General features: G+C 35.8%; 23 protein-coding genes and 1 tRNA gene. 16 read left to right on the forward strand and 8 right to left on the reverse strand.

The features are described 5' to 3' along the window. On the reverse strand, window positions 1-330 hold the full coding sequence (locus AP058_RS12560) for a multidrug efflux SMR transporter (protein ID WP_066311407.1): 330 nt from the start codon (window positions 328-330) through the stop codon (window positions 1-3). 459 nt (window positions 331-789) lie between these two features. Between AP058_RS12560 and AP058_RS12565 the strand changes: the two genes are divergently transcribed. The 4 genes from AP058_RS12565 (at window position 790) to rpoN (ending at window position 7,443) form a co-directional block, all read left to right on the forward strand. Next, window positions 790-3,204 (forward strand): RND family transporter, encoded by a 2,415-nt coding sequence (locus tag AP058_RS12565; protein ID WP_066311410.1) that lies wholly within the window; start codon window positions 790-792, stop codon window positions 3,202-3,204. Window positions 3,205-3,275: 71 nt separating this feature from the next. Further along, window positions 3,276-4,115, forward strand: coding sequence for a mechanosensitive ion channel family protein (locus AP058_RS12570; protein WP_066311411.1), 840 nt, complete (start codon window positions 3,276-3,278; stop codon window positions 4,113-4,115). 353 nt (window positions 4,116-4,468) lie between these two features. Beyond that, on the forward strand, window positions 4,469-5,914 hold the full coding sequence (asnS, locus tag AP058_RS12575) for an asparagine--tRNA ligase (RefSeq protein ID WP_066311413.1): 1,446 nt from the start codon (window positions 4,469-4,471) through the stop codon (window positions 5,912-5,914). Window positions 5,915-5,979: 65 nt separating this feature from the next. After that, window positions 5,980-7,443 carry an RNA polymerase factor sigma-54 gene (gene rpoN / locus AP058_RS12580; RefSeq protein ID WP_066311415.1) on the forward strand — a complete coding sequence of 488 codons (1,464 nt, stop codon included), beginning with the start codon at window positions 5,980-5,982 and terminating at the stop codon, window positions 7,441-7,443. Window positions 7,444-7,507: 64 nt separating this feature from the next. Here the strand turns inward: rpoN and AP058_RS12585 are convergent, their stop codons facing one another. Beyond that, window positions 7,508-8,098 (reverse strand): thymidine kinase, encoded by a 591-nt coding sequence (locus AP058_RS12585; protein ID WP_066311420.1) that lies wholly within the window; start codon window positions 8,096-8,098, stop codon window positions 7,508-7,510. 238 nt (window positions 8,099-8,336) lie between these two features. Here AP058_RS12585 and AP058_RS12590 point away from each other — a divergent pair, with 238 nt between their 5' ends. The 9 genes from AP058_RS12590 (at window position 8,337) to AP058_RS12630 (ending at window position 17,261) form a co-directional block, all read left to right on the forward strand. Next, window positions 8,337-9,497, forward strand: a complete 1,161-nt coding sequence (locus AP058_RS12590; protein ID WP_066311422.1) for a hypothetical protein — start codon at window positions 8,337-8,339, stop codon at window positions 9,495-9,497. Window positions 9,498-9,571: 74 nt separating this feature from the next. Next, window positions 9,572-10,330 carry a 16S rRNA (cytidine(1402)-2'-O)-methyltransferase gene (gene rsmI / locus AP058_RS12595; protein ID WP_066311430.1) on the forward strand — a complete coding sequence of 253 codons (759 nt, stop codon included), beginning with the start codon at window positions 9,572-9,574 and terminating at the stop codon, window positions 10,328-10,330. Continuing rightward, entirely contained in the window at window positions 10,327-11,394 is a 1,068-nt protein-coding gene (locus AP058_RS12600) for an NAD(P)/FAD-dependent oxidoreductase (RefSeq protein WP_066311432.1), read from the forward strand. The genes rsmI and AP058_RS12600 overlap by 4 nt, the downstream gene beginning before the upstream one ends. Next, window positions 11,391-11,735: a HopJ type III effector protein gene (locus AP058_RS12605; protein WP_066311434.1), complete on the forward strand. Its 345-nt coding sequence runs from the start codon at window positions 11,391-11,393 to the stop codon at window positions 11,733-11,735. Before AP058_RS12600 ends, AP058_RS12605 begins: the two co-directional genes overlap by 4 nt. A gap of 108 nt (window positions 11,736-11,843) precedes the next feature. Next, window positions 11,844-13,538: a single-stranded-DNA-specific exonuclease RecJ gene (recJ, locus tag AP058_RS12610; protein WP_066311436.1), complete on the forward strand. Its 1,695-nt coding sequence runs from the start codon at window positions 11,844-11,846 to the stop codon at window positions 13,536-13,538. After that, complete coding sequence (locus AP058_RS12615) at window positions 13,535-14,812, forward strand: MFS transporter (protein WP_066311440.1); 1,278 nt, start codon at window positions 13,535-13,537, stop codon at window positions 14,810-14,812. Before recJ ends, AP058_RS12615 begins: the two co-directional genes overlap by 4 nt. A gap of 12 nt (window positions 14,813-14,824) precedes the next feature. Further along, window positions 14,825-15,655, forward strand: a complete 831-nt coding sequence (locus tag AP058_RS12620) for a sulfurtransferase (RefSeq protein ID WP_066311441.1) — start codon at window positions 14,825-14,827, stop codon at window positions 15,653-15,655. A 115-nt stretch (window positions 15,656-15,770) separates the two neighbouring features. Further along, window positions 15,771-16,826: a glycosyltransferase family 9 protein gene (locus AP058_RS12625; RefSeq protein ID WP_066311443.1), complete on the forward strand. Its 1,056-nt coding sequence runs from the start codon at window positions 15,771-15,773 to the stop codon at window positions 16,824-16,826. 78 nt (window positions 16,827-16,904) lie between these two features. Next, window positions 16,905-17,261, forward strand: a complete 357-nt coding sequence (locus AP058_RS12630; RefSeq protein WP_066311444.1) for a hypothetical protein — start codon at window positions 16,905-16,907, stop codon at window positions 17,259-17,261. On the opposite strand, the gene AP058_RS12635 is transcribed toward AP058_RS12630, so the two are convergent. Genes AP058_RS12635 through AP058_RS12650 form a run of 4 tightly spaced genes read right to left on the reverse strand, consistent with a single transcriptional unit; the run spans window position 17,258 to window position 19,465 of the window. Continuing rightward, window positions 17,258-18,016 (reverse strand): UDP-2,3-diacylglucosamine diphosphatase, encoded by a 759-nt coding sequence (locus AP058_RS12635; protein ID WP_066311455.1) that lies wholly within the window; start codon window positions 18,014-18,016, stop codon window positions 17,258-17,260. The genes AP058_RS12630 and AP058_RS12635 overlap by 4 nt on opposite strands. Before the next feature lie 13 nt (window positions 18,017-18,029). After that, window positions 18,030-18,482 carry a 6-carboxytetrahydropterin synthase gene (locus AP058_RS12640; RefSeq protein ID WP_066311456.1) on the reverse strand — a complete coding sequence of 151 codons (453 nt, stop codon included), beginning with the start codon at window positions 18,480-18,482 and terminating at the stop codon, window positions 18,030-18,032. A 46-nt stretch (window positions 18,483-18,528) separates the two neighbouring features. Next, window positions 18,529-18,693, reverse strand: coding sequence for a hypothetical protein (locus AP058_RS17015; protein WP_197413405.1), 165 nt, complete (start codon window positions 18,691-18,693; stop codon window positions 18,529-18,531). A gap of 1 nt (window position 18,694) precedes the next feature. Beyond that, complete coding sequence (locus tag AP058_RS12650; protein ID WP_066311460.1) at window positions 18,695-19,465, reverse strand: enoyl-CoA hydratase/isomerase family protein; 771 nt, start codon at window positions 19,463-19,465, stop codon at window positions 18,695-18,697. Between the two features lie 104 nt (window positions 19,466-19,569). Between AP058_RS12650 and AP058_RS12655 the strand changes: the two genes are divergently transcribed. Together AP058_RS12655 and AP058_RS12660 are read left to right on the forward strand one after the other, a co-directional pair. Further along, window positions 19,570-19,646 (forward strand) — tRNA-Ala (locus tag AP058_RS12655). 347 nt (window positions 19,647-19,993) lie between these two features. After that, window positions 19,994-21,169 carry a dicarboxylate/amino acid:cation symporter gene (locus AP058_RS12660; protein ID WP_066311462.1) on the forward strand — a complete coding sequence of 392 codons (1,176 nt, stop codon included), beginning with the start codon at window positions 19,994-19,996 and terminating at the stop codon, window positions 21,167-21,169. Here AP058_RS12660 and AP058_RS12665 read toward each other — a convergent pair. After that, on the reverse strand, window positions 21,158-22,108 hold the full coding sequence (locus tag AP058_RS12665) for a lipid A deacylase LpxR family protein (protein ID WP_066311464.1): 951 nt from the start codon (window positions 22,106-22,108) through the stop codon (window positions 21,158-21,160). The two genes, AP058_RS12660 and AP058_RS12665, sit on opposite strands and share 12 nt — an antisense overlap. Continuing rightward, the gene (gene mtgA / locus AP058_RS12670) at window positions 22,105-22,761 is read right to left on the reverse strand and encodes a monofunctional biosynthetic peptidoglycan transglycosylase (RefSeq protein ID WP_231739656.1); all 657 of its coding nucleotides are present in this window, start codon (window positions 22,759-22,761) and stop codon (window positions 22,105-22,107) included. Before mtgA ends, AP058_RS12665 begins: the two co-directional genes overlap by 4 nt. On the opposite strand from mtgA, the gene AP058_RS17135 reads away from it, so the two are divergent. Beyond that, window positions 22,661-22,897, forward strand: coding sequence for a hypothetical protein (locus tag AP058_RS17135; protein WP_231739718.1), 237 nt, complete (start codon window positions 22,661-22,663; stop codon window positions 22,895-22,897). The two genes, mtgA and AP058_RS17135, sit on opposite strands and share 101 nt — an antisense overlap. The last annotated feature ends 129 nt before the right edge of the window (window positions 22,898-23,026 follow it).

A 23,026-nucleotide genomic window follows, 5' to 3' on the forward strand; every position in this document is an offset into this window, starting at 1 on the left:
TTAAGTAGTTGACACAAATTTTAGTCCGATTATCGAAGCTATTAACGTAGTTAAAAAGAAAATCCTCCAAAAGGTTGCTGGCTCCTTAAAAATAAATATTCCTACTAAAACAGTTCCAACCGCTCCAATTCCTGTCCAAACTGCGTAAGCTGTTCCAATTGGTAAGGTTTGCGTGGCTTTGTACAACAAAACCATGCTTATCGTTAAGCAAACAAAAAATCCAATCATCCAGTAGGTTGCGATCATTCCGGTTGTTTCTTTCGCTTTTCCTAAACAAGAAGCAAAACCAACTTCAAACAATCCAGCAATTATAAGTAAAATCCAATTCATTTTTAAAGTTTAATAGTTACACCAAAAAGACGTTTCTCCACCAAATACTTTCGAAAATAAAATGCTTCGGATAAAGAGACAAAACGCAGTTTCTGCTGTAAAAATAGAAATAAAAGTCTGATTTACGAATGGTAAATGATTCGGAATTAAAATTATAAATAATATCTAACGCACTTATTATAAAAGAATCTGAATTTTCAATTTTGTAGAAATGCGAATTTATTCTTCCGATTCCACCGATCCAATCATAGATCTAGGATTTTTTAATTGCTATTAAACGATAAATCTGCTTTACAATTCATTTCGATTAATTAAAAAATAGTGGAGCAAAATACAGTTTTGCGTACTATTTTCATACGCGTATTTTGGGAGTATTTTAAGACTTCCCAATTAAAAAAAAGAGCTTAATACTAAGCTTTTACCGCTGTTTTCTTTACCTTTGCACCCATTTTATGCATTATGAAAAAGAAATTAAAAGTTGGCTTTTGGGAATTTATAGCACGTATTGTTCTTAAAAATCGAATTGCGATCTTAAGTTTAATTATTTTACTGACTGTTTTTTTCGGATTGCAATGGAAAAACATACAGTTTTCATTTACCGAGGCTAACTTACTTCCAGACGACCACCCTATTAATAATGAATACAATACGTTTTTAAAAGAATTTGGTGAAGAAGGAAACTTAATTGTTGTTGGCGTAAAAGACGATGCTTTTTATACACCAAAAGCTTTCGAAGCGTGGGGCAAATTAATGGCGAGCATTAAAGCACAAAAAGAAGTTGACTTAATCGTTTCGATAAGCGACCTGCAAAAATTACAAAAAAACGATTCGCTACAAACTTTTGAACTGGTTCCTTTTGTCAATCAAAGCAAGACTAAAGACAAAACGTATTTAACTAGTTTAAAGAAAGATCTGTTCGAAAAAATGCCGTTTTACGAAGGATTGCTTTTTAATAAAAAAAGCGGAAGCATACGTTCAGCCATTTATTTAGATAAAAAGATTGTCAATACAGAGCGCCGAAAAGATTATATTTTAAATGATTTTATTCCGAAAATTGAAGCTTTTGAGGAAGAAACCGGAATTGATTTGCGCGTTTCGGGTATGCCTTACATTCGAACATTAAATGCCAAGAGCATCACCGACGAAATTAGTTTATTTGTGGGCGCGTCTCTTTTGATTACTTCGCTAATTTTTTTCTTCTTTTTCCGTTCGTTTCGTGCTACTTTAATTTCAATGGTAATTGTAATTATCGGTGTAATGTGGACCTTCGGATTTTTAGGATTATTCCATTACGAAATTACCGTACTAACGGCTTTAGTTCCTTCTCTGGTCATTGTTATCGGAATACCCAATTGCATTTTTCTTACCAATAAGTATCAGCAAGAATACCAAGCGCACGGCAATAAAGCAAAAGCTTTACAACGCGTAATTACCAAAGTAGGAACCGCTACTTTAATGACCAACTTAACAACGGCAGCCGGCTTTGCTACTTTCATTATCACCAACAGCGTGTTGCTGAAAGAATTTGGTATTGTCGCTTCGGTAAGTATTGTATCGTTGTTTTTCTTGTGTTTAATTACGATTCCAATTTATTACAGTTATCAGCCCATTCCTAAGGAACGTCATTTAGAACATTTGAGCCGAAACTATACTCGTGCTTTTATGGAATGGATTGAACATACCGTGCGTTACAAGCGCCGTTATGTGTATGGTGTTGCCATTCTTATTTTTGCAGTTGGTATTTTTGGTGCTTTACAAATTAAAACATCTGGAAGTTTGATTGAAGACATGCCGCAGAAAACGGGATTCTTTAATGACATTTTATTTTTCGAACAAGAATTTGATGGTATAATGCCACTTGAAATCACCATTGATACCGAAAGAAAAAAAGGAGCAATGAAACTTTCTAACTTAAAAAAAATGGATGAGCTTCAAAGTGCGATAGAAGAAATTCCAGAACTTTCTAAACCTATTTCTATTTTAAACTTGGTTAAATATTCTAAGCAAGCTTATTACAATGGCAATCCTGACTATTATGCTTTGCCAACAGCGCAAGAGCAATCGTTTATTTTAAGCTATGCCAAAAATACCAGTAAAAATGCCGACGAAAATGTAATGAAAAGTTACGTAGACAGTACGGGACAAATTGCACGCATCACAACTTTTATGAAAGATATTGGCACGGGAAATATGGCTAAAATCGAAGATAAATTACAAAGTAAAATTGACTCTATTTTCCCCGCTGATCACTATAAGGTAGTACTTACCGGTAAAGCTTTTGTGTTTGAAAAGGGAACAAAGTATTTGCTAAGTAATTTGGTAACATCATTACTATTTGCCGTTTTGCTAATTTCTTTACTGATGGTTTTTATGTTCCGTTCTTTAAAAATGGTGGTTGTTTCGTTAATTCCCAATTTGTTACCATTGATGATTACCGCTGGTTTGATGGGTTATTTCGGCATTCCATTAAAGCCTTCTACAATATTAGTTTTTAGTATTGCTTTTGGGCTTTCGGTCGATGATACAATTCACTTTTTGGCGCAATACCGTCAGGAATTAACTAAAAATAATTGGAAAATTAAACGTTCCGTATACGCTACTTTAAAAGAAGCCGGTGTGAGTATGTTTTACACATCCGTAGTTTTATTTGCTGGATTCTCGGTATTTATGTTATCCGATTTTGGAGGAACTGTTGCCTTAGGAGGATTGATCGCGATTACTTTAGGATTCGGAATGTTATCGAATTTGATCTTACTGCCGAGTTTAGTGTTAACATTGAATAAAAAATTGGCTAATCAACAAGAATTTACCAAGCCCACGATTGACGTTTTAGCCGATCTTTCGGAAACGGAAGACGAAAGAAACGAACGATAAGAGCACTAATTTGTCGCAGGCTACGTATTAATAGTAGCAGCGTAATACTAGAAAAAAAATAAAAAATTAATATGGAAAACCAAGTAGTTGTACTACATAATTATTTAGAGAAATTAACTGATTTTGCCGTTTTTTACGCCCCCAAACTGGTAGGCGGAATTATTGTTCTTTTTGTTGGTTTATGGATTATCAAATTAATAACCAAAGGTGTTTCAAAATCATTGGAGAAATCAAATATTGATCATTCTCTTATTCCGTTTTTAAGAAGTTTAACCAACATTATTTTAAAAATTTTATTGGCCATTACGGTAATGGGAATGATTGGCATAGAGATGACTTCGTTTGTAGCAATTATCGGTGCTGGTGGTCTGGCCATTGGTTTGGCTTTGTCGGGAACGCTTCAAAATTTTGCTGGAGGAATAATTATTCTGATATTAAAACCATTTAAAATTGGTGATTATATCGAAGCTCAAAATTTTGCCGGAACCGTGAAGGAGATCAGCATTTTTTCGACACTGTTAAATACGCCAGATAAAAAGTTAGTTATTATTCCGAATGGACCTTTATCTACGGGAGCAATAATCAATTATTCCGCGGAAGATCTGCGAAGAGTCGATTGGAAATTCGGAATCGCATACGGTGATAATGTCGAAGATTTTAAGAGAGCTTTAAACACTTTTATCACAGAAGACGAACGTATTTTAAAAGACCCTGCAGTATTTATGGGCTTGTCTGAGCTGTCTGGAAGTTCGGTAAATTTTGTGGTTCGTGTCTGGGTTAATGGTCCCGATTATTGGGGCGTATTTTTTGATATGAATGAAAAAGTATACACTCGATTTGCAGATCATAACTTAACTCCTCCTTTTCCACAAATGGGCGTGCACGTTCATGCGGTACAGGGATCAAATTAAGAATTTTAGTTTTACAAATTATAAAAAAATCCTGCTCTTTAAAGTGCGGGATTTTTTGCTTTTACATTGTTTTTGAGTAATGGAATTAAGTTCTTTAGCTAGTAACTTCGTACAAATAATGAGAAGAATTTTGTATTTGACAATGACTCTTTAATCTTATAAAAGCACTAAAGCCGTAGCCCCGGTAGTAGCGGCATCCTTTTGGGGCATGGTTTGCCCCAAAAGATATAGCGGATGACGGGAAATAGCTCCTAATAAAACAGTGTCGACCTACAAAAAACGGGCAATTACAAAGAAAAGATTTATATTTGCAGAGATTGGACGACTATTTTTAAATCAATTTTACAATTAAAATGAAACACACAAAAGTTAAGGATTTGCTGACTAGCAAGACGACACTTCAAGAAGTGAATGCAAAGGGATGGGTAAGAACTTTTAGAAACAATCAATTTATCGCGCTAAATGATGGGTCGACCATTAATAATATACAATGTGTTGTAGATTTTGAAAATACGGCCGAAGAAACATTAAAAAGAATTACTACTGGCGCTGCGATTTCGGTAACAGGAACTTTGATTGAAAGCAAGGGTGCTGGTCAGAAATACGAAATTCAAGTTTCTAAATTAGAAATCTTGGGAGATTCGGATGCAGAGAAATTTCCGATGCAGCCTAAAAAACACTCGTTAGAATTTCTACGTGAAAACGCGCATTTACGTGTGCGTACCAACGCTTTTGGCGCTATTATGCGTGTGCGTTCCGTATTGTCTTTTGCAGTTCACAGCTATTTTCAAGAAAAAGGTTTTGTATATGTAAACACGCCAATTATTACAGGTTCTGACGCAGAAGGCGCGGGAGAAATGTTTAAAGTGACTGCCTTACCCTTTGAAAATACCCCTAGAACAGAGGACGGTAAAATAAATTACAAAGAAGACTTTTTTGGAAAAGAAACCAATTTGACGGTTTCTGGACAACTAGAAGGTGAGACTTTTGCAATGGCTTTGGGTCAGATTTATACTTTTGGACCAACTTTTAGAGCTGAGAATTCGAATACCTCTCGCCATTTGGCTGAGTTTTGGATGATCGAGCCAGAAGTTGCATTTAATGATTTGGACGACAATATGGATTTGGCGGAAGATTTTATTCAATATGTAATAAAATACACGTTGGATAAATGTTCTGAAGATTTAAAATTCTTGGAAGGTCGCTTGTTGGAAGAAGAAAAATCGAAACCACAGGCAGAAAGAAGCGAAATGGCTTTGTTGGAAAAACTGAACTTTGTTTTAGAAAACAACTTTAAACGTGTATCTTATACCGAAGCAATTGATATTTTAAGAAATTCAACGCCAAATAAAAAGAAAAAATTTAGTTACATCATTGAAGAATGGGGAGCTGATTTACAATCGGAACACGAGCGTTACTTGGTTGAAAAGCACTTTAAGTGTCCGGTAATTTTGTATGACTATCCTGCCAACATCAAAGCATTTTATATGCGATTGAACGATAATACGGAGCCTGGAAAAGAAACTGTTCGCGCCATGGACATCCTTTTTCCTGGAATTGGAGAAATCGTTGGTGGTTCTCAAAGAGAAGAACGTTACGACGTTTTGGTAGAGAAAATGAGAGCTATAGGAATTGACGAAGAAGAATTATGGTGGTACTTGGATACGCGCCGTTTTGGTTCAGCAGTGCACTCTGGTTTCGGACTAGGTTTTGAACGTTTGGTATTGTTTGTAACCGGTATGACTAACATTCGCGATGTAATTCCGTTTCCAAGAACACCTGGAAGTGCTGAATTTTAAACAAAAATGAGTCGGTTAATCGATTAACGATTTAACAATAAAAAATTTAACGATTACAGAAAATAATGCTAAAGCAATTTTTAAATTTAAAATTATCACAGAAATTATCTCCACAGCAAATTCAGCTGATGAAGCTAATTCAATTGCCTACGCAAGCTTTTGAGCAACGTCTGCTGGAAGAAATGAATGAAAATCCAGCTTTAGAAGCAGGAAAAGAAGACGAATACGATGCTGAAGATGAATTTGCTAATGAAGAGTTTGATGATTACGATGAGTCGGAATCTGAACGAATCGAGGCGGAAGACATTAACATCGATGATTATTTGAGCGATGACGACACGCCCGATTATAAAACGCAAGTCAATAATTACAGCGAAGACGAAGATCGTGAGATGCCGTATGCAGCGCCAATTAGTTTTCATCAAGATTTAATCAATCAGTTGAATACTTTTATTCTGAACGACGAAGAACGAGAAATTGCTGAATTTTTAGTGGGCAGCATCGACGACATGGGTTACATAAGACGCAGTGTTCCTGACATTGTGGATGATATGGCATTTACCCAAGGTATTTATACCGATGAGAAAATGGTCGAACGCATGATGCAAGTTATACATGAACTAGAGCCTTCGGGTGTTGGTGCACGCGATTTGCAAGAATGTTTGTTGTTGCAATTGAAGCATAAAACACCTACGGAATCTGTTGATTTAGCGTACGACATTATCGAAAATCAGTTTGATGCTTTTACCAAAAAGCATTATGATAAATTGATGCAGAAATATAATATTTCGAATGATCAGCTTAAAAAAGCAGTGCACGAAATAGAGCGATTGAATCCAAAGCCAGGCGGATCATTTACAGGAAACAATAAAGTGACTGAAAATGTGGTTCCCGATTTTGCTATTCGTATTGTAGAAGGTGAATTGGAATTGTCTTTAAACGGTCGAAATGCACCGACTTTGCACGTTTCTAAAGATTATCAAGAAATGATGCAAACGTATAAAGTATCTAAAGATAAATCGGCCGATCAAAAAGATGCGGTGCAATTTATCAAACAAAAATTAGATTCGGCCAAATGGTTTATCGATGCAATTCGACAGCGCCAAGAAACACTTTTTGTAACGATGAATGCCATTATGCATTATCAAGAAGAATTTTTCTTAGAAGGCGACGAAACCAAACTGCGACCAATGATTCTGAAAGACATTGCCGATTTGGTTGGCTTGGACATCTCGACGATTTCTCGAGTGGCCAACAGCAAATACGTAGAAACTCCGTATGGAACTAAATTAATTAAAGAGTTTTTCTCTGAATCGATGAAAAATGATCAAGGAGAAGACGTTTCGACTTTAGAAATTAAAAAGATTTTGCAAAATACGATTGAGGAAGAGGACAAACAAAAACCGTTACCTGACGATCAATTGGCTGAAATTTTAAAAGAAAAAGGCTATCCAATTGCGCGAAGAACTATAGCCAAATACCGAGAACAACTTGATATTCCGGTAGCCAGAATGCGAAAGAAAATTTAAAACACATAAAAAAAGAGATAAACCAATTACCAGTTTATCTCTTTTTTGTTTAAAGTAAGTACTTCTATTTCTCTTTATTCTTTTTCATAGCATTAAAATAGGCGGCACGGCTCAAAGGCTCGTACTCTTCGGTTTCGCCTAGCATCACCAATTTATCACTGTCGGTTTTTCTAAAACTATAATTGGCTAAATTTCCGGTTCTCGTGCAAACAGCATGTACTTTGGTCACATATTCTGCCGTTGCCATTAAAGCAGGCATGGGTCCGAACGGATTTCCTTTAAAATCCATATCCAAACCCGCAACAATTACCCGAATACCTTGATTAGCCAAATCGTTGCAAACGGTCACAATTTCATCATCAAAAAACTGCGCTTCGTCAATTCCGACCACGTCACAGCCTTGCGCTAGAATAGCAATATTGGCAGCGGCAGGTACGGGAGTAGAACGAAATTCATTAGAATCGTGAGACACTACCATCTCGTCATGATATCGGGTATCTATGGCTGGTTTAAAAATTTCGACACGTTGTTTGGCAAATTGAGCGCGCTTTAATCGTCGAATTAACTCTTCGGTTTTACCCGAAAACATTGAGCCACAAATGACTTCAATCCAACCAAACTGTTCTTTGTGATTTACTGTATTTTCGAGAAACATTTTGTATTTTTCTAGCTTTAAAAATGAATAGTTTTTATTACTTTGTACTGGTAATAATTGGAGCTAAAAATAGTCTGTTTTTAGGCTTTTTCAAAAGTAGAAAATTTTTATCAAATCGAAGATTCGCAAACACTTATTTCGAGAAATAAAAAGTAAATCCGCAATCTTAATAGTACAATACATTCACAAAAAAACATTTTTTTAGCAAACTACGCTACTCACTATAATTTTATCTGATATGAAAAAGAAATTGGAAGCCGAATTAATCAGCATTGCACATCGTATTTTAAAGCTTACAAATAAATCCGACATCAACCAATTGTATTTGGAAACACAAAAATTATATGAAAAATTAGCTGTTTTAAAATTCGTCGATGACAATTTTGATAGTGCAAAACCAACTATTGGCCGCGCAGCAATTGTCTCTCAAATCGAAGAGGCTTTTACAAATGAAACCATCGCACTACAAGCTTCTACAATGGAAGCGCCACTGGCAGCTGAAACGATCATTTTAGAAGAAACAACAGCGTCAAATGATGCAGCTGTACTACAAACTTCTATTCACAATGAGCCAATTGTAGAGGATCAAATTGCAGAAGAACCATTAGCAGAAGAACCATTAGCAGAAGAACCATTAGCAGAAGAACCATTAGCAGAAGAAATTAGCACTGAAGAAGCAATTGTTGCTGAAGTAATGGCTGCAGAAGTACATTATGAATCAACAATCGATGAAGAACTTATCGCTGAAGAACCTGAGGTTTTGGTTTCTGAAATATATCAAGAAGAAGAGGCTAAAACGGCTGCATCCGAATACAATGATGATGCGATTTCTTTATTGAATGATGAGGAAAAGAAGGCAATAGAAAGAGTTACTGAAACCAGTTTTAGCGATTTTACGCCTGCTTTTGAGTTAGATAATGAAGACGAAGAGGACGAAGAGATTGCGATCATTGAAGAACCGAAGAGAAACAAACCATCGGAAGCCGTTCAAATTTCTTTTGAAGATTTAATGGGCATTAATTATGTTGAAACTCAATTTGTAAAAGTAGATGATGTTTCTTTTGTATCTGCTCCAAAAATTACCGAATTTAAAGAAAAGAAAGAAGAGCAAGAAGTTGCTGTTTTAGAAAAAGCGGAACCGAAAGCAATGTCTTTAAACGATAGACTTTCCAAAGGAATTCATATTGATTTAAACGATCGTTTGGCTTTTACGAAACATCTTTTTGGCAACAGTCCAGAAGATTACAATCGTGTTTTAAATCAATTAATCACTTTTGACACATTTGGCGAAACGAGACAATTTATAGAAGATATGGTTAAGCCAGACTACAACAATTGGGATGGCAAAGACGATTACGCCCATCGTTTTATGGAAATTCTAGAAAAGAAATTTCTGTAAATTTTAATAACACGTACTATCGATTGCGCTCAAAACGACGCATTACTATAAAATAAACTTTAGCTGCTGATTTTATGTCCAAATTATATATCGTTCCAACACCCATTGGCAACCTCGAAGACATGACTTTTCGTGCCATTCGGATTTTGAAAGAAGCTGATTTAATTTTGGCAGAAGATACCCGAACAAGCGGAAAATTATTAAAACATTTTGAGATTGGTACACACATGTACAGTCATCACATGCACAACGAACACAAAACCACCGAGAATTTAATCTCCCGTTTGCAAGGTGGCGAAACCATTGCTTTGATTTCAGATGCGGGAACTCCTGCAATTTCAGATCCTGGTTTTTTATTGACGCGCGCCTGCATCGAAAATAAAATTGAAGTGGAATGTTTGCCTGGCGCAACAGCTTTTGTACCTGCTTTGGTCAATAGTGGTTTACCCAACGATAAATTTATTTTTGAAGGTTTCTTACCTGACAAAAAAGGCCGACAAACTCGTTTTTTGGCTTTAGCCGAAGAAACACGTACGATGATATTGTATGTTTCTCCGCATAAATTACTAAAAACATTGGTTGAATTTGTGACTTATTTTGGAGCAGAAAGACCCATTTGTGTGTGTCGGGAATTGTCAAAAATGCACGAAGAAAATGTTCGTGGAACGGTTGTAGAAGTATTAGCTCATTTTGAAAAAATTGCACCAAGAGGAGAAATTGTGGTTGTGATTGGTGGAAAACCAATTGTTAAAGAACCAAAAAGATCGAAATTCTCAAAAGACGAGAAAGAAGAAGAAGAAGAAGAAGAAGAAGAAGAAGAAGAAGAAGCATGAGCGAAACAAAAATAACAATCATCGGTGCCGGTTTATCGGGTTTAATGAGTGCTTATTTGTTGCAAAAAAAAGGCTATGAAGTCACTATTTTAGAAGCTGACACTCGAAGTGGCGGTCGAATTGAAACCTTGACGGGAGCAACTGGAGCAACTATGGAAATGGGCGCTACGTGGTTCAGTAAACCACACCAGAATCTTATCGCGCTATTGGAGGAATTCAACATTCCTTATTTTAAGCAGCACACACAAGGCATCTCTCTATTCGAAACAATGTCTTTTGTCCCACCTCAAAAATTTGAAATTTCAGATGCCGAAGAGCCCTCTTACCGCATAGTTGGTGGCACGGCAAAATTGATTGAGAAATTGGTACAGGAAGTTGGCATTCAAAATATCATAACCAACTCGAAAGTAACTTCCATAAAAGAAATGGACGGCTATTTGGAAATTACCACTGCTGACGGAATTACCTCTAAAGCATCAAAAGTCATCAGTACTTTGCCTCCACATTTGTTAGTGCAAACTATTGGTTTCGAACCTCAACTGCCTGAATCAATTGAAAAACTAGCTAAGAAAACACATACTTGGATGGGAGAATCCATCAAATTTTCGGTTGAATATGCCACGCCTTTTTGGAGAACAAATAATTATTCGGGTACACTTTTTAGCCAAGCAAGTATTATTCAAGAAATGTACGATCACAGCACTTTTGACCACAATGGATATGCTTTAAAAGGATTTTTAAATGGTGGCACACATGCTTTGTCTCGCGAAGAGCGAAAAGAAAAAGTGATGTTGCAATTGACTAAATTATTTGGTACTGAAGCAAACAACTATGTCGATTATCATGAAAAAGTATGGCGTGACGAACCTTTAACATTTTTCCCTTACGAACAATTACTCATGGGTCATGAAAACAATGGCCATCCAAATTATAAAAATATATTTTTAAACGGTAAATTATTCATTTCTGGATCAGAAACTGCTTCTCAAAACCCAGGTTATATGGAAGGATCAATCGTTGCAGCAAAAGAAATTGCCGCTCAATTTTTAAAAAAAATAAAATGAACTTAACTGCTTTTTTAGAAAAATTACATCAAACGCCCGAAGCAATTATCTTTTCAGAAACCATTGCAGTAATTGAGGACAATTATACCTTCGCTCCTACTGCTTTCGAAAATGGAACGCTGCACAATGCTGCTGGCGAAAACAATGGTTCTTGTAAATTGTTCGCCTTTGCCGAAATTCAAAATTTATCTGCAGCTGCAACTTTATCTTGCTTTGGCGCTTACTATTACGAAGAAGTACTGAAAGATCCAGAAGGAAGCAACCACCAAAACATTCGTAATTTTATGAAAACAGGCTGGGACGGAATTGCATTTTACGGAAGTGCGTTGGAAGCAAAATAGCAATATAACGCGTCTAATCTATTGATTTTCAATACATAAAATTAGCTTGCTTAAAAATATTGGATTTCTTATATTGAAATAAAACATACATCCTTAATTAAATATCAGATGCGTTGGAGCTTAAAACCAAAACCTGCTGCAGATAAAATCAAACATTTAGCGGAAGCGTTAAATGTAGAAAGTTTTGTAGCGCAACTTTTGATTCAGCGTGGCATTGAAACTTTTGATGAAGCGCGCGATTTTTTTCGGCCTTCCTTGGCCCATTTGCACGATCCATATTTAATGAAAGATATGGATAAAGCAGTGGAACGTATCGAAATTGCCATTGCCAATAATGAGAATATATTGGTTTTTGGGGACTACGATGTCGATGGTACCACGGCCGTATCTTTGGTTTCTTCCTATTTAAAAATGCATTATCCCAATGTTGCGACCTACATTCCAGATCGCTATGCCGAAGGATATGGTATTTCGTTTATGGGAATTGATTTTGCCGACGACAATGAATTTTCTTTAATAATCGCTTTAGATTGTGGTATCAAATCAATTGAACATGTCGCCTACGCGAAAGCAAAAAATATCGACTTTATCATTTGTGACCACCACAGACCAGGAGCAACATTGCCTGATGCTATCGCGGTTTTAGACCCCAAGCGAAGTGATTGTAGTTATCCTTATGACGAATTGTGTGGTTGTGGCGTTGGCTTTAAACTCATACAAGCTTTAGGTCAAAACAGAAATGAAACTATTGAAGATTTAGCGCCGTTTTTAGATTTAGTAGCGACTGCAATTGCCGCAGATATCGTTCCGATGACTGGCGAAAATCGAGTATTGGCCTACTTCGGATTGCAGGTAATCAATTCAAATCCTCGTCCAGGTATAAAAGCTTTAATTCATCAAGTAAAAAAGAAAACACTCGAAATTACCGATGTTGTTTTTATCATTGCTCCGCGGATAAATGCTGCAGGACGCATAAAGCATGGCAATCATGCGGTTGAATTGTTAACCGAATTTGATTTTGAACAAGCACAACAATTTGCTTCTGAAATTGAAAAATACAATGCCGACAGAAAAGATTTAGACAAACTAATAACCAAAGAAGCGTTAAGTCAAATCATCGATAATGAAGAGGAAGAACGATTTTCTACTGTGGTTTTTCAACACGATTGGCACAAAGGCGTTATCGGAATTGTGGCCTCTAGATTAATAGAAAATTATTACCGTCCGACCTTGGTCTTTACGCAAAGCGGAGACAAATATGCTGCTTCTGCCCGTTCGGTAAAAGGCTTTGACGTTTATAATGCACTTGAAGCTTGCTCGGAACATTTAGAACAATTTGGTGGTCACATGTATGCAGCCGGAATGACTTTAAACCCAGAAAAGTATTTAGATTTTAAAAATGCATTCGAAATAGAAGTAGAAAAAACGATACTTCCTGAAATGCTACAGCCCGAAATAGAAATCGATGCAGCAATTGATTTTAACGAAATCACGCCCAAATTAATTCGGATTTTAAAACAATTTGAACCTTTTGGTCCGCTCAATATGACGCCAATATTTATGACATCAGAAGTTGTCGATACGGGTTACGCAAAAACATTAGGTACAGCAGATGAACATTTGCGTTTGTTCGCCAAACAAGAAAATTCTAGTGGTGTGGCGGCAATTGGTTTTGGATTGGGTAAGAAATTTAATTTAATAAGCCAACAAAAAAAGTTTCAAATCGCTTACACTATAGGCGAAAATGAATGGAATGATAAAATTTCTACACAATTGATGTTAAAAGATATTAAAGCGCAATGAATCAGCCAACTATAAAAAAAGACCCCTACGCAGCACTTCGTTTCAAAGAATTTAATACATTTTTATTGGTGCGTTTTGCTATGGTCTTTGCGTGGTCCATGCAATTTATTGTAATCGAATGGGAAGTATACAGTTTGACTAAAAACCCGCTTTCTTTAGGACTTATTGGTTTAATGGAAGTAATTCCCGCCGTCGGTATGGCATTGTTTGCAGGTCATATTGTGGATCAAAGGGAGAAAAAAGGATTGTTGCTGAAATGTATTTTGGGATTCTCTGTCATTAGTTTTGGCTTGTTTTTGTTGACTTGGCCTGTTGTGATTGAAGGTTATTCACAAAATACTGTTTTATATTCGATTTACTTTTTGGTTTTCCTTGGCGGATTGGTTCGTGCGTTTTTAGGACCTACCATTTTTTCGCTATTGTCATTATTAGTTCCAAAAAAAGTATATCCAAACGCTGCAACTTGGAGCAGTTCTGTTTGGCAAATTGGTGCCGTTTTAGGACCTGCAATCGCTGGTTTTTCAATCAATTGGATTGGTGTACACTGGTCCATGTGCGCTGTTTTTGGATTTTCTGTTCTGGCACTCTTAGCCTTAACCCAAATTACTACCAAACCAATTTTGAATCCTAAAATTGGAGAGCCCGTAATGGATAGTTTAAAAGAAGGACTTAAATTTGTGTATCACAACAAAACTATTTTGGGAGTGATTAGCTTGGATATGTTTGCAGTTTTATTTGGTGGAGCTGTTGCTTTGCTACCAATTTACGCCCAGGATATTTTGAAAGTTGGCCCTGAAGGTTTTGGAGTATTACGTGCCGCGCCCGCTGTTGGCTCTTTCTTAATGATTTTAATATCTGCTTATGTTCCTTTGTATAAAAAAGCCGGAATGAAACTCTTGGTCGCTATTTTTGTTTTTGGTCTGTGTATTATTGTCTTTGGCGTTTCTACTATTTTCTGGATCTCTGTCATAGCACTGTTTTTAAGTGGTGTCGCTGATGGCATTTCAGTGGTTATTCGTCAAACTATTTTACAACTAAAAACGCCAGACCACATGCGCGGACGCGTTTCTTCTGTGAACTCGATGTTCGTTGGCTCGTCCAATGAATTAGGTGCTTTTGAAAGTGGTTTAGCAGCAAAATTAATGGGAACTGTAACTTCTGTAGTTTTTGGAGGAACCATGACGCTACTCACCGTAGTTTTGACTGGATGGAAAACACCAATTCCGCAGTTGGACCTTCAAAAAGATATGGATGCCAATAATGACGACGCTTAAAAATATAAAAAAATGAATCCATTAAAATCGGTACAATGGTTAAATGAGAACAAGAACAATCCAAAATTGATTGTTTTGGAAGCCAGTTTAAAGTCGACCGCAAACGAAACAAATGCTATCATAAATCAGCACATTCCAAATGCCTTGTCATTTGATATTTCGACTGTTTTTAGTGATACAAGCAATTCGTTACCTAATATGGTTCCTTCGGAAGCGCAATTTACTGCAGCAGCACAAAACTTAGGAATTGACTCGGACAGTATTATTGTGGTTTATGATACGATAGGTGTTTATTCAAGTCCAAGAGCTTGGTGGCTGTTTCTAACCATGAATCATGCACCTGTTTTTGTGTTGGATGGCGGTTTACCCGAATGGATTGCGAACGACTATGCAACTTCAGCAACATTAAAAACACCAAATGTAAAAGGAGATTTTATTGCGAAATACAAGCCTGCTCTCATTTCCAATCGTTTTGATATTTTAGAAAACTTAGATACCCAAACTAAAACGGTCATTGACGCGAGAAGTCCGGATCGTTTTGCCGGGATTACACTAGATTCAAGAAAAGAAGCGCGTTCTGGACATATTCCGCACAGCAAAAATATATTTTTCGAAGCCGTTTTGAACGGCACAACACTAAAAAGCAAAGCTGAATTAGCATCTATTTTTGAAACTGTTGTCGCCGAAGACAAACCACTTATTTTCACCTGTGGCTCAGGAATTACCGCGTGTATCGATGCGTTGGCCGCAACAGTTGTGGGAATCGAAAATTTAAGCATTTACGACGGATCATGGAGCGAATGGGGAATGTTGCCTGAAGCACCAGTTGAAACTAAACAGTAAAAAACAGAATCAGTATTGAGAAACCATTATTAAATAGTTAAAAAACGACAGTTATTCTAAATTTAAATTGTTTTTGCTTAATTTATAGTAATTTCACATTCCCAAATTACAAGATATGTCTTTTAAAATACAGATTAACGCTTTAAGAAGGCGTATTACTCGCAGTTTAACTAAAAATGTCGGTACAGCTAAGCTTAAAAATAACCGTAATGCCAATTCTAAGGTCGATTTTAAAAATGTATTAATTTCTCGACCGAATCACCGTTTGGGAAACCTATTGTTAATTTCGCCTTTGGTGCAAGAAATCAACGCAACTTTTCCCGATTGTAAAATAGACCTATTTGTGAAAGGTGGCTTAGCTCCTATTATTTTTAAAAATTACACATCGGTCGATAATTATATTAATTTACCTAAAAAGCCATTCAACGAACTTTTAAAATACATCCAAGTTTGGATTAAAATTAAACAAAAAAAATACGACTTAGTCATTAATATCGATAAAAACTCTTCGTCGGGTCGTTTATCAACACAATATGCTAATGCAGATTATAAATTTTTTGGTGAGGACAACGAAGCAATAACTACAAGATATAAAGACCATGTTCACATGGCGAAATATCCATTATATGAATTCAGATACTATCTAGAACAATTGGGATTTCCGAATAAAGAAAAAGAAATACCTACAATTAATATGAAGTTGAGTAATCTGGAACTGAAACAATCAAAAATAATTTTGGATGAATTAGTACCAAATGACAAAAAAACGATTGCGATTTTTACTTTTGCTACAGGAGAGAAATGTTATTCGCCAGAATGGTGGAATCCTTTCTATGAAAAATTAAAAATTGCTTTTCCTGATTATCATATTGTCGAAGTACTTCCGGTTGAAAATGTTTCTCAAATTAACTTTAAAGCACCTTCGTTTTACAGTAAAGATGTTCGAGAAATCGCAGCTTTTATAGCTAATACCGAACTTTTTATAGGTGCAGACAGCGGAATAATGCACTTAGCATGTGCTTCGCAGATCCCTGTTCTAGGATTGTTCTCGGTAACAATTCCTGAAAAATACGAACCGTACGGCAATGGCAGTATTGCAATTGATACCAATACTACAACAGCAGAAGGAATAATAGAATTGGCTAAAGTGAGACTTCTTTCTTCCCTTTAAAACTTAACTTTTCTTTTAAAGTTTTAATTTAGAATTAATATAAATAATTATTACATTTGTTGAACAACTGTCGTAATTATGAAAGAAATAGAACAAGTCTATCACAATGAGTTTGGTATTTCCTTTTATTGGAAAAAAGAACAAGAGACTCTTTTGGAGAAAATACAATTGGTATTTAAAGAAACCGGCTTTTATTTGACTGTAAAGCAGCTCAAAGAGTTTTGTGAGTTTGTCCAGCTCAGTCAAGCTCAAAATGATTGTTGTGACGATTGTGTTTTAAAACAGGATTGCCATAAGTTCTTATTAAAAACGCCTTGTAACGAAATAGAATTAGCCGTATCAGTGGCAGAACTTCACTTAATTGAAGATTTGATAAGAGGAACCCTTTTCTCTATTCAAATTGATGAATTTATAAACGGTGTCGGAAGAAATTAATTTTCAAATTTTTTAATCTCTAATTTTTCTCCGTCAAAAATACCATAAGTGAAATAGCCAATCCAATCGCCTAAGTTTACGTATTCGGCATTTTCTCCAACAGGAACGACCATTGGCAAGTGGCGATGACCAAAAATAAAGTAATTGTAGTGTTTTGTTTCTAATTTTCTTTTAGCATACAAAATTAACCACTCGTTTTCTTCTCCTAAAAACGTTACATCTTCATCTCCCGAAATTAACTTGTTTTTGACTGATAAATACTGGGCTAATCCTACGCCAATATCCGGATGCAACCATCTAAAAAGCCATTTTGAAAACGGATTGGTAAACACTTTTTTCATGCGTTTATAGCCTTTATCTCCAGGGCCTTTTCCGTCTCCGTGACCAATTAAAAATGTTTTACCATTAAAAGTAAATTCTTTGTTATCGTGATACACCGGAATATTTAATTCCGTTTCAAAATAATCATGCATCCATAAATCGTGATTTCCTACGAAAAAGTAAATCGGAATTCCGCTATCTCGAATTTCTGCTAATTTTCCTAAAACACGTACAAATCCTTTCGGAACTACTTTTTTATATTCGAACCAAAAATCGAATAAATCGCCCAGTAAAAAAATGGCTTCCGCATCTTGCTTTACTTCATCTAACCAAGCGACAAATTTCTTTTCACGTGGCAAACTAAGTTCAGCAGTCGGTGCACCAAAATGTTGATCGGAAGCAAAATATACTTTTTTATTGAAAGGTAACTGCATGAAAATGGATCAATTATAAGTTATCACTAGCGTACCATTCGGCAAAAGACGATTCGGTTTCTTGTAATCTTAAAGAGAATAATTTAATTTTTTCGGGTAATCTTTTTTTGATTCGCTCAGCAAAATCGACAACCATGTTTTCGCTTGTTGGTTGGTAATCAACTAAAATCACGTGATGATCTCTGGCAATTAACTCTTTAGCTAGCTCAATATGTGGTGTTGTTTCGTTAAAAACGGTAGCGTGATCAAATTGATCCACAATTTCTTCAGTAACAATTTTTTTAAGATCAGAAAAGTCAATTACCATTCCGAATTTAACATCAGACCGGTTTGTAATTGGCGATCCGATAACGGTAACCGATAACTTATAACTATGGCCGTGTACATTTTTACATTTTCCGTCGTAGCCATAAAGTGCATGTCCGGTTTCGAAACTAAATTGTTTGGTGATCCTAATATTACTCATCGAATTGTATTTTGAGTTTGCAAATTTACAAAATTAAAAACGGCTTTTAATCTCTTTTTTTATTGTAATAATACAAGAAGTACGCTACTCCGATTAAGAGTACAACAGGAATAAATGAGCCAATAACTACCCCTATTTGATAACTCTCGTCGGGTGCATTTTTAATTTTTTCAGAAACATCAAGATTTTGTATTAAAAGAAATAGAGACATTTTATTGTTTTTTAAATTGTAGTAAAGCATTTTTGGTAAAATCAGACAAGACTAATTTACCTGAAATTTCAGCGCGCGCAATAAGTAGCTTATCCCAATTCTCTGTGCCTTCCCAAATGATCTTTTTCATTTGTGCCAAAGCTTCTGGATTGTAACTAGCAATACTACGAGCAAAAGCAGTAACTGCTGTAATAAGTTCTTCGGGAGTGGTAACCACTGTAGCAAAGAGACCCTTTTGCTGCGCCCACGTTGCAGTTTGCCATTGTTGTGCGTTCAATGTCATTTGCGCCATTGCCGTTTTACCTATTTTATGAGATACTACTGGTTCAATAACAAATGGACCAATACCAATAGCTAACTCAGACAGTTTAATGCTACTGTCTTCTGTTGCAAAAGCATAATCACACGCAGCAACAATTCCGACTCCACCGCCAACTGCTTTACCTTGAACACTCGCTACAATTATTTTAGAACAGCTTTTCATAGCATTAATAAGATGCGCAAAGCCTGAGAAAAACGACTTTCCTTCTGATTCATTTGTTACAGCAAGTAGTTCCTCAAAGGAAGCACCTGCGCAAAAAGCTTTGTTCCCTTCACTTTTTAAAATAATGACATTTACTAAAGAATTACCATTTAAGTGATTGATCTCTGCAGTCAATCTCTGCAATAAATCGCTTGGAAAAGAATTACTCGCAGGATGACCAAAAGTAACCGTTGCAATTGTATTATCGATCTTGCTGTGCAAAGAACCCTTTGAAATTACTGTACTCATAAAAATTATTTATGAGGTAAAGTTACGGTTTTGAAAAATAATTTCGCCAATGGCTTTTGAAATTTGTTTTTTGAAAAATAAATGTCTTTATTTGTCGACGTTTTGGGGGATTAGCTCATTTGGCTAGAGTGCTTGCCTGGCAGGCAAGAGGTGATCGGTTCGAATCCGATATTCTCCACCAACAAAATCAAGCACTTACAATCTTTTTGTAAGTGCTTTTATTTTTTACTGCAATTATACTGCGGCATTGTAATTGTTTTTGGAAAACAAAAATTCGATTTTATTATTTCTACTTATTGTACATCATCAAAATTACCGCAAGGCTATCTTTTGTTTTCTTAAATCGTTACTCGTAGATTTAGGTCTTCATTAAAGCTTTAAAAAACTACTCGCTCAACAACAGCTTAAAATGTAAATAAATGATAAAACTGCAATCATATTGTGCTGTTTTATCACATTGCATTATATTCGCCACCTTAAAATAATCTATACTAGGCCTTAGCAGTCTTGAAGTAATCAGCATGTATTATGAAACGTTTATTATCTAATTTACTATTTAAAGTTTTTTTAGCCATCGTATTAGGTATTGTCTTCGGACTGTATTTACCTGAATCTATAAACCGAATATTCACAACCTTTAATGCTTTTTTCGGACAGTTTTTAAATTTTGCTATTCCGTTAATCATAATGGGTTTAATAATGCCCGCTATTTCTGATTTAGGAAAAGGTGCTGGTAAACTACTATTGCTCACTGCTGCTATTGCTTATGGTTCGACTTTATTTTCGGGGTTCATGACTTATTTTGTTGTTTCAGATATCTTTCCACAACTTTTAGAATCGCATGTTACTACTGTTGCTGAAGTTGGAAATTCAGCTGCCGAACTAACTCCTTATTTTACAATCAGTATTCCTCCTGCTTTGGATGTAATGACGGCTTTAGTTTTTGCTTTTGTTATTGGATTGGGATTGTCTTTTCAAGAAAAATCAAGCTTGAAATTAGTCGTAAAAGATTTCGAGAAGATTATCATGCAAGTGATTGAAAATGTAATCGTGCCTTTATTGCCTTTGTTTATATTGGGTATTTTTGCAAGTATGTCTTTAAACGGAAAAGTATTCTCCATTTTATCCGTTTTTATTAATATCATCGGAGTGATTTTCGCCTTACACATCATCTTATTATTACTACAATATACTATTGCAGGCATTATTACAAAGAAGAATCCTTTTAAATTATTACTAACAATGATGCCTTCTTACTTTACTGCATTGGGCACTCAATCTTCGGCAGCTACTATTCCAGTTACACTTGAGCAAACCTTAAAAAACGGCGTTTCTGAAAAAATTGCTGGTTTTGTAATTCCATTATGTGCTACAATTCACTTATCTGGCAGTACTATGAAAATTACTGCTTGCGCAATTGCATTAATGATTTTGCAAGGAGTGCCGTTTGACTTTACGCTTTTTGCTGGTTTTATATTTATGCTGGGTATCGCAATGGTTGCAGCGCCCGGCGTTCCAGGTGGAGCGATCATGGCTGCGGTGGGAATTTTACAATCGATGTTGGGCTTTAACGACGAAATGATAGGACTAATGATTGCGTTATATATTGCAATGGACAGTTTTGGTACTGCGTGTAACGTTACGGGCGATGGAGCTATTGCTTTGGTTGTGGATAAAATAACCAAGGATAAATTAGTTTCTTGACCCGAACAAGTACGAAATTCCAATTGATCCATAAAAGAAACCAGTTGCCGCACTTTCTGCTACTTCTTTGGTTGTATACACAAACGAATAAGAAAGGTTCAAGTTGTTTTTTTGATAAGCGAAACCTGCTTTGGCATTGAATCGAAACGGGTTAATTGGAAATGATAACGGACTATCGCCATTAAATAGACTACCCTGAATTGTGGCATCATAAATTTGATATCTGATACTCGGTGCTAGATAAAAATAGAATTCATCGTTGCTCGATTTAGTTGCCCCCAGAGAAGCTCCAAAAAGATTTGAATCTGAAATTGCTACTAGCTTTTTAAATCCGATACGCGTTACAAATCCACTACTGATTCCCGTAAAAATGGTTCCCATATCAGCCTCCGATTGCCAGTTAAAATCAATAAAGTCTTGGTTTTTGTGAGGAAATAGCTTTTTTGAAAATAAAACATGCGCCTGAAAACCCAAAGCATTCTGAATTTGATTTTCCCAACCATACACTTCTCTGTATTGAAATGCTTTATGAAAGTTTTCTTGAAATTCTTTAGCATGCGAATTGGGACCAATTGTACCAACTTGAAGCGCAACTTTCAGCACATTTTGATTGGCATAAAAAAAACCTTTTTCAAATCCTCCAAAAAGATAACCTGCAAAAGGTCGATCGTTAATGTCGACTGCTTCAATATTTAAAAACCGGGGTGTATACACATATTGTCCAATTTTAATTTCATTGGTTTTCTTTAGTACGTTGTCGCTTTTAGATTTTCCTAAAAAGCGATAATAAAAAGCCAATCCGTTGGTGTAATATTTGTCGTTTCTACTAGAAGTATATAAATCGTTGTCGGACAATATCCCAATTTCGTTAGTCCTGATTTGTGCAAAAATCAAGCTAGAATAAAACAGCAGAAAAGAAATACTTACTATTAATCTCATTTGTACTCCACTTTTCCGATGCTATGCATAATTTTAACAATTTTATTTTTTCGTTTGTTTATGTAACTCGAAGAACCTGTTGCTTTAAACTTTCTCGGGTTGGGCAAAATAGCAGCAATTCCTGCCGCCTCTTTTTCGGTTAAACTAGCACAGCCTTTTCTATACCAATGTTGACAAGCTGCCTCGGCACCATAGACACCATCACCCATTTCTATGCTATTCAAGTACACTTCCATAATTCGTTCTTTACTCCAAATAAGCTCAATTAAAACAGTAAAATAGGCTTCTAATCCTTTACGAACATAACTTTTTCCTTGCCAGAGAAACACGTTTTTTGCCGTTTGCTGAGAAATTGTACTTCCACCACGAACCTTTCTGCCGCGTTCATTGCTTTTATACGCTTTGTGCATGGCCTCAAAATCAAAACCACTGTGCTTTAAAAAACGGCCATCTTCACTCGAAATTACCGCTTTTTGTAAATTCATTGAGATTTTTTCAATCGGTTCCCAATCGTGATCAAAATACACTTCTTTTCCATCCATTTTGTTTTCGATGGCACGGATAACCATTAAAGGGGTGAAAGGAACTGGTACGAATTTAAAGAAAATGACCGACCCAATTGAAAGTGCAAAAAACCACAAAATAACTTTCAAGACAAATCGCCCAATTTTACTTGAGGATGACTTAGTTGATTTTTTTGAAGTTTGCCTCGTTGATTTAACGACGGTTTTTTTAGGTATCGGTTTTTTGACTGCCATTGTAATTAGTAAGGTAATTTGGTGGTATTAAGCATCAATTAAAAATACAAGCATTTAAAATAATGAATTGGTAAAATTACCTTTTTTACTAAATCTTCCAATTTTTTTTAAAGGTTTTCTACTTCTTTTCGATCGCTACTTATATACCGCAGAAAAAAGT

The sequence above is a fragment of the Flavobacterium sp. TAB 87 genome, from assembly GCF_001529295.1.
GTDB lineage: Bacteria > Bacteroidota > Bacteroidia > Flavobacteriales > Flavobacteriaceae > Flavobacterium.

What these genes read in the sequence shown, in the direction of transcription:
- AP058_RS12600 (WP_066311432.1), top strand. Translation starts at nt 10,327, where the DNA reads ATGAGCGAAACAAAAATAACAATCATCGGTGCCGGTTTATCGGGTTTA.
- rsmI (WP_066311430.1), top strand. Translation starts at nt 9,572, where the DNA reads ATGTCCAAATTATATATCGTTCCAACACCCATTGGCAACCTCGAAGAC.
- AP058_RS12605 (WP_066311434.1), top strand. Translation starts at nt 11,391, where the DNA reads ATGAACTTAACTGCTTTTTTAGAAAAATTACATCAAACGCCCGAAGCA.
- recJ (WP_066311436.1), top strand. Translation starts at nt 11,844, where the DNA reads ATGCGTTGGAGCTTAAAACCAAAACCTGCTGCAGATAAAATCAAACAT.
- AP058_RS12630 (WP_066311444.1), top strand. Translation starts at nt 16,905, where the DNA reads ATGAAAGAAATAGAACAAGTCTATCACAATGAGTTTGGTATTTCCTTT.
- AP058_RS12615 (WP_066311440.1), top strand. Translation starts at nt 13,535, where the DNA reads ATGAATCAGCCAACTATAAAAAAAGACCCCTACGCAGCACTTCGTTTC.
- AP058_RS12640 (WP_066311456.1), bottom strand. Translation starts at nt 18,482, where the DNA reads ATGAGTAATATTAGGATCACCAAACAATTTAGTTTCGAAACCGGACAT.
- AP058_RS12660 (WP_066311462.1), top strand. Translation starts at nt 19,994, where the DNA reads ATGAAACGTTTATTATCTAATTTACTATTTAAAGTTTTTTTAGCCATC.
- AP058_RS12625 (WP_066311443.1), top strand. Translation starts at nt 15,771, where the DNA reads ATGTCTTTTAAAATACAGATTAACGCTTTAAGAAGGCGTATTACTCGC.
- asnS (WP_066311413.1), top strand. Translation starts at nt 4,469, where the DNA reads ATGAAACACACAAAAGTTAAGGATTTGCTGACTAGCAAGACGACACTT.
- AP058_RS12565 (WP_066311410.1), top strand. Translation starts at nt 790, where the DNA reads ATGAAAAAGAAATTAAAAGTTGGCTTTTGGGAATTTATAGCACGTATT.
- AP058_RS12665 (WP_066311464.1), bottom strand. Translation starts at nt 22,108, where the DNA reads ATGAGATTAATAGTAAGTATTTCTTTTCTGCTGTTTTATTCTAGCTTG.
- AP058_RS12650 (WP_066311460.1), bottom strand. Translation starts at nt 19,465, where the DNA reads ATGAGTACAGTAATTTCAAAGGGTTCTTTGCACAGCAAGATCGATAAT.
- rpoN (WP_066311415.1), top strand. Translation starts at nt 5,980, where the DNA reads ATGCTAAAGCAATTTTTAAATTTAAAATTATCACAGAAATTATCTCCA.
- AP058_RS12585 (WP_066311420.1), bottom strand. Translation starts at nt 8,098, where the DNA reads ATGTTTCTCGAAAATACAGTAAATCACAAAGAACAGTTTGGTTGGATT.
- AP058_RS12635 (WP_066311455.1), bottom strand. Translation starts at nt 18,016, where the DNA reads ATGCAGTTACCTTTCAATAAAAAAGTATATTTTGCTTCCGATCAACAT.
- AP058_RS12590 (WP_066311422.1), top strand. Translation starts at nt 8,337, where the DNA reads ATGAAAAAGAAATTGGAAGCCGAATTAATCAGCATTGCACATCGTATT.
- AP058_RS12560 (WP_066311407.1), bottom strand. Translation starts at nt 330, where the DNA reads ATGAATTGGATTTTACTTATAATTGCTGGATTGTTTGAAGTTGGTTTT.
- AP058_RS12570 (WP_066311411.1), top strand. Translation starts at nt 3,276, where the DNA reads ATGGAAAACCAAGTAGTTGTACTACATAATTATTTAGAGAAATTAACT.
- AP058_RS17135 (WP_231739718.1), top strand. Translation starts at nt 22,661, where the DNA reads ATGGCACGGATAACCATTAAAGGGGTGAAAGGAACTGGTACGAATTTA.
- AP058_RS12620 (WP_066311441.1), top strand. Translation starts at nt 14,825, where the DNA reads ATGAATCCATTAAAATCGGTACAATGGTTAAATGAGAACAAGAACAAT.
- AP058_RS17015 (WP_197413405.1), bottom strand. Translation starts at nt 18,693, where the DNA reads ATGTCTCTATTTCTTTTAATACAAAATCTTGATGTTTCTGAAAAAATT.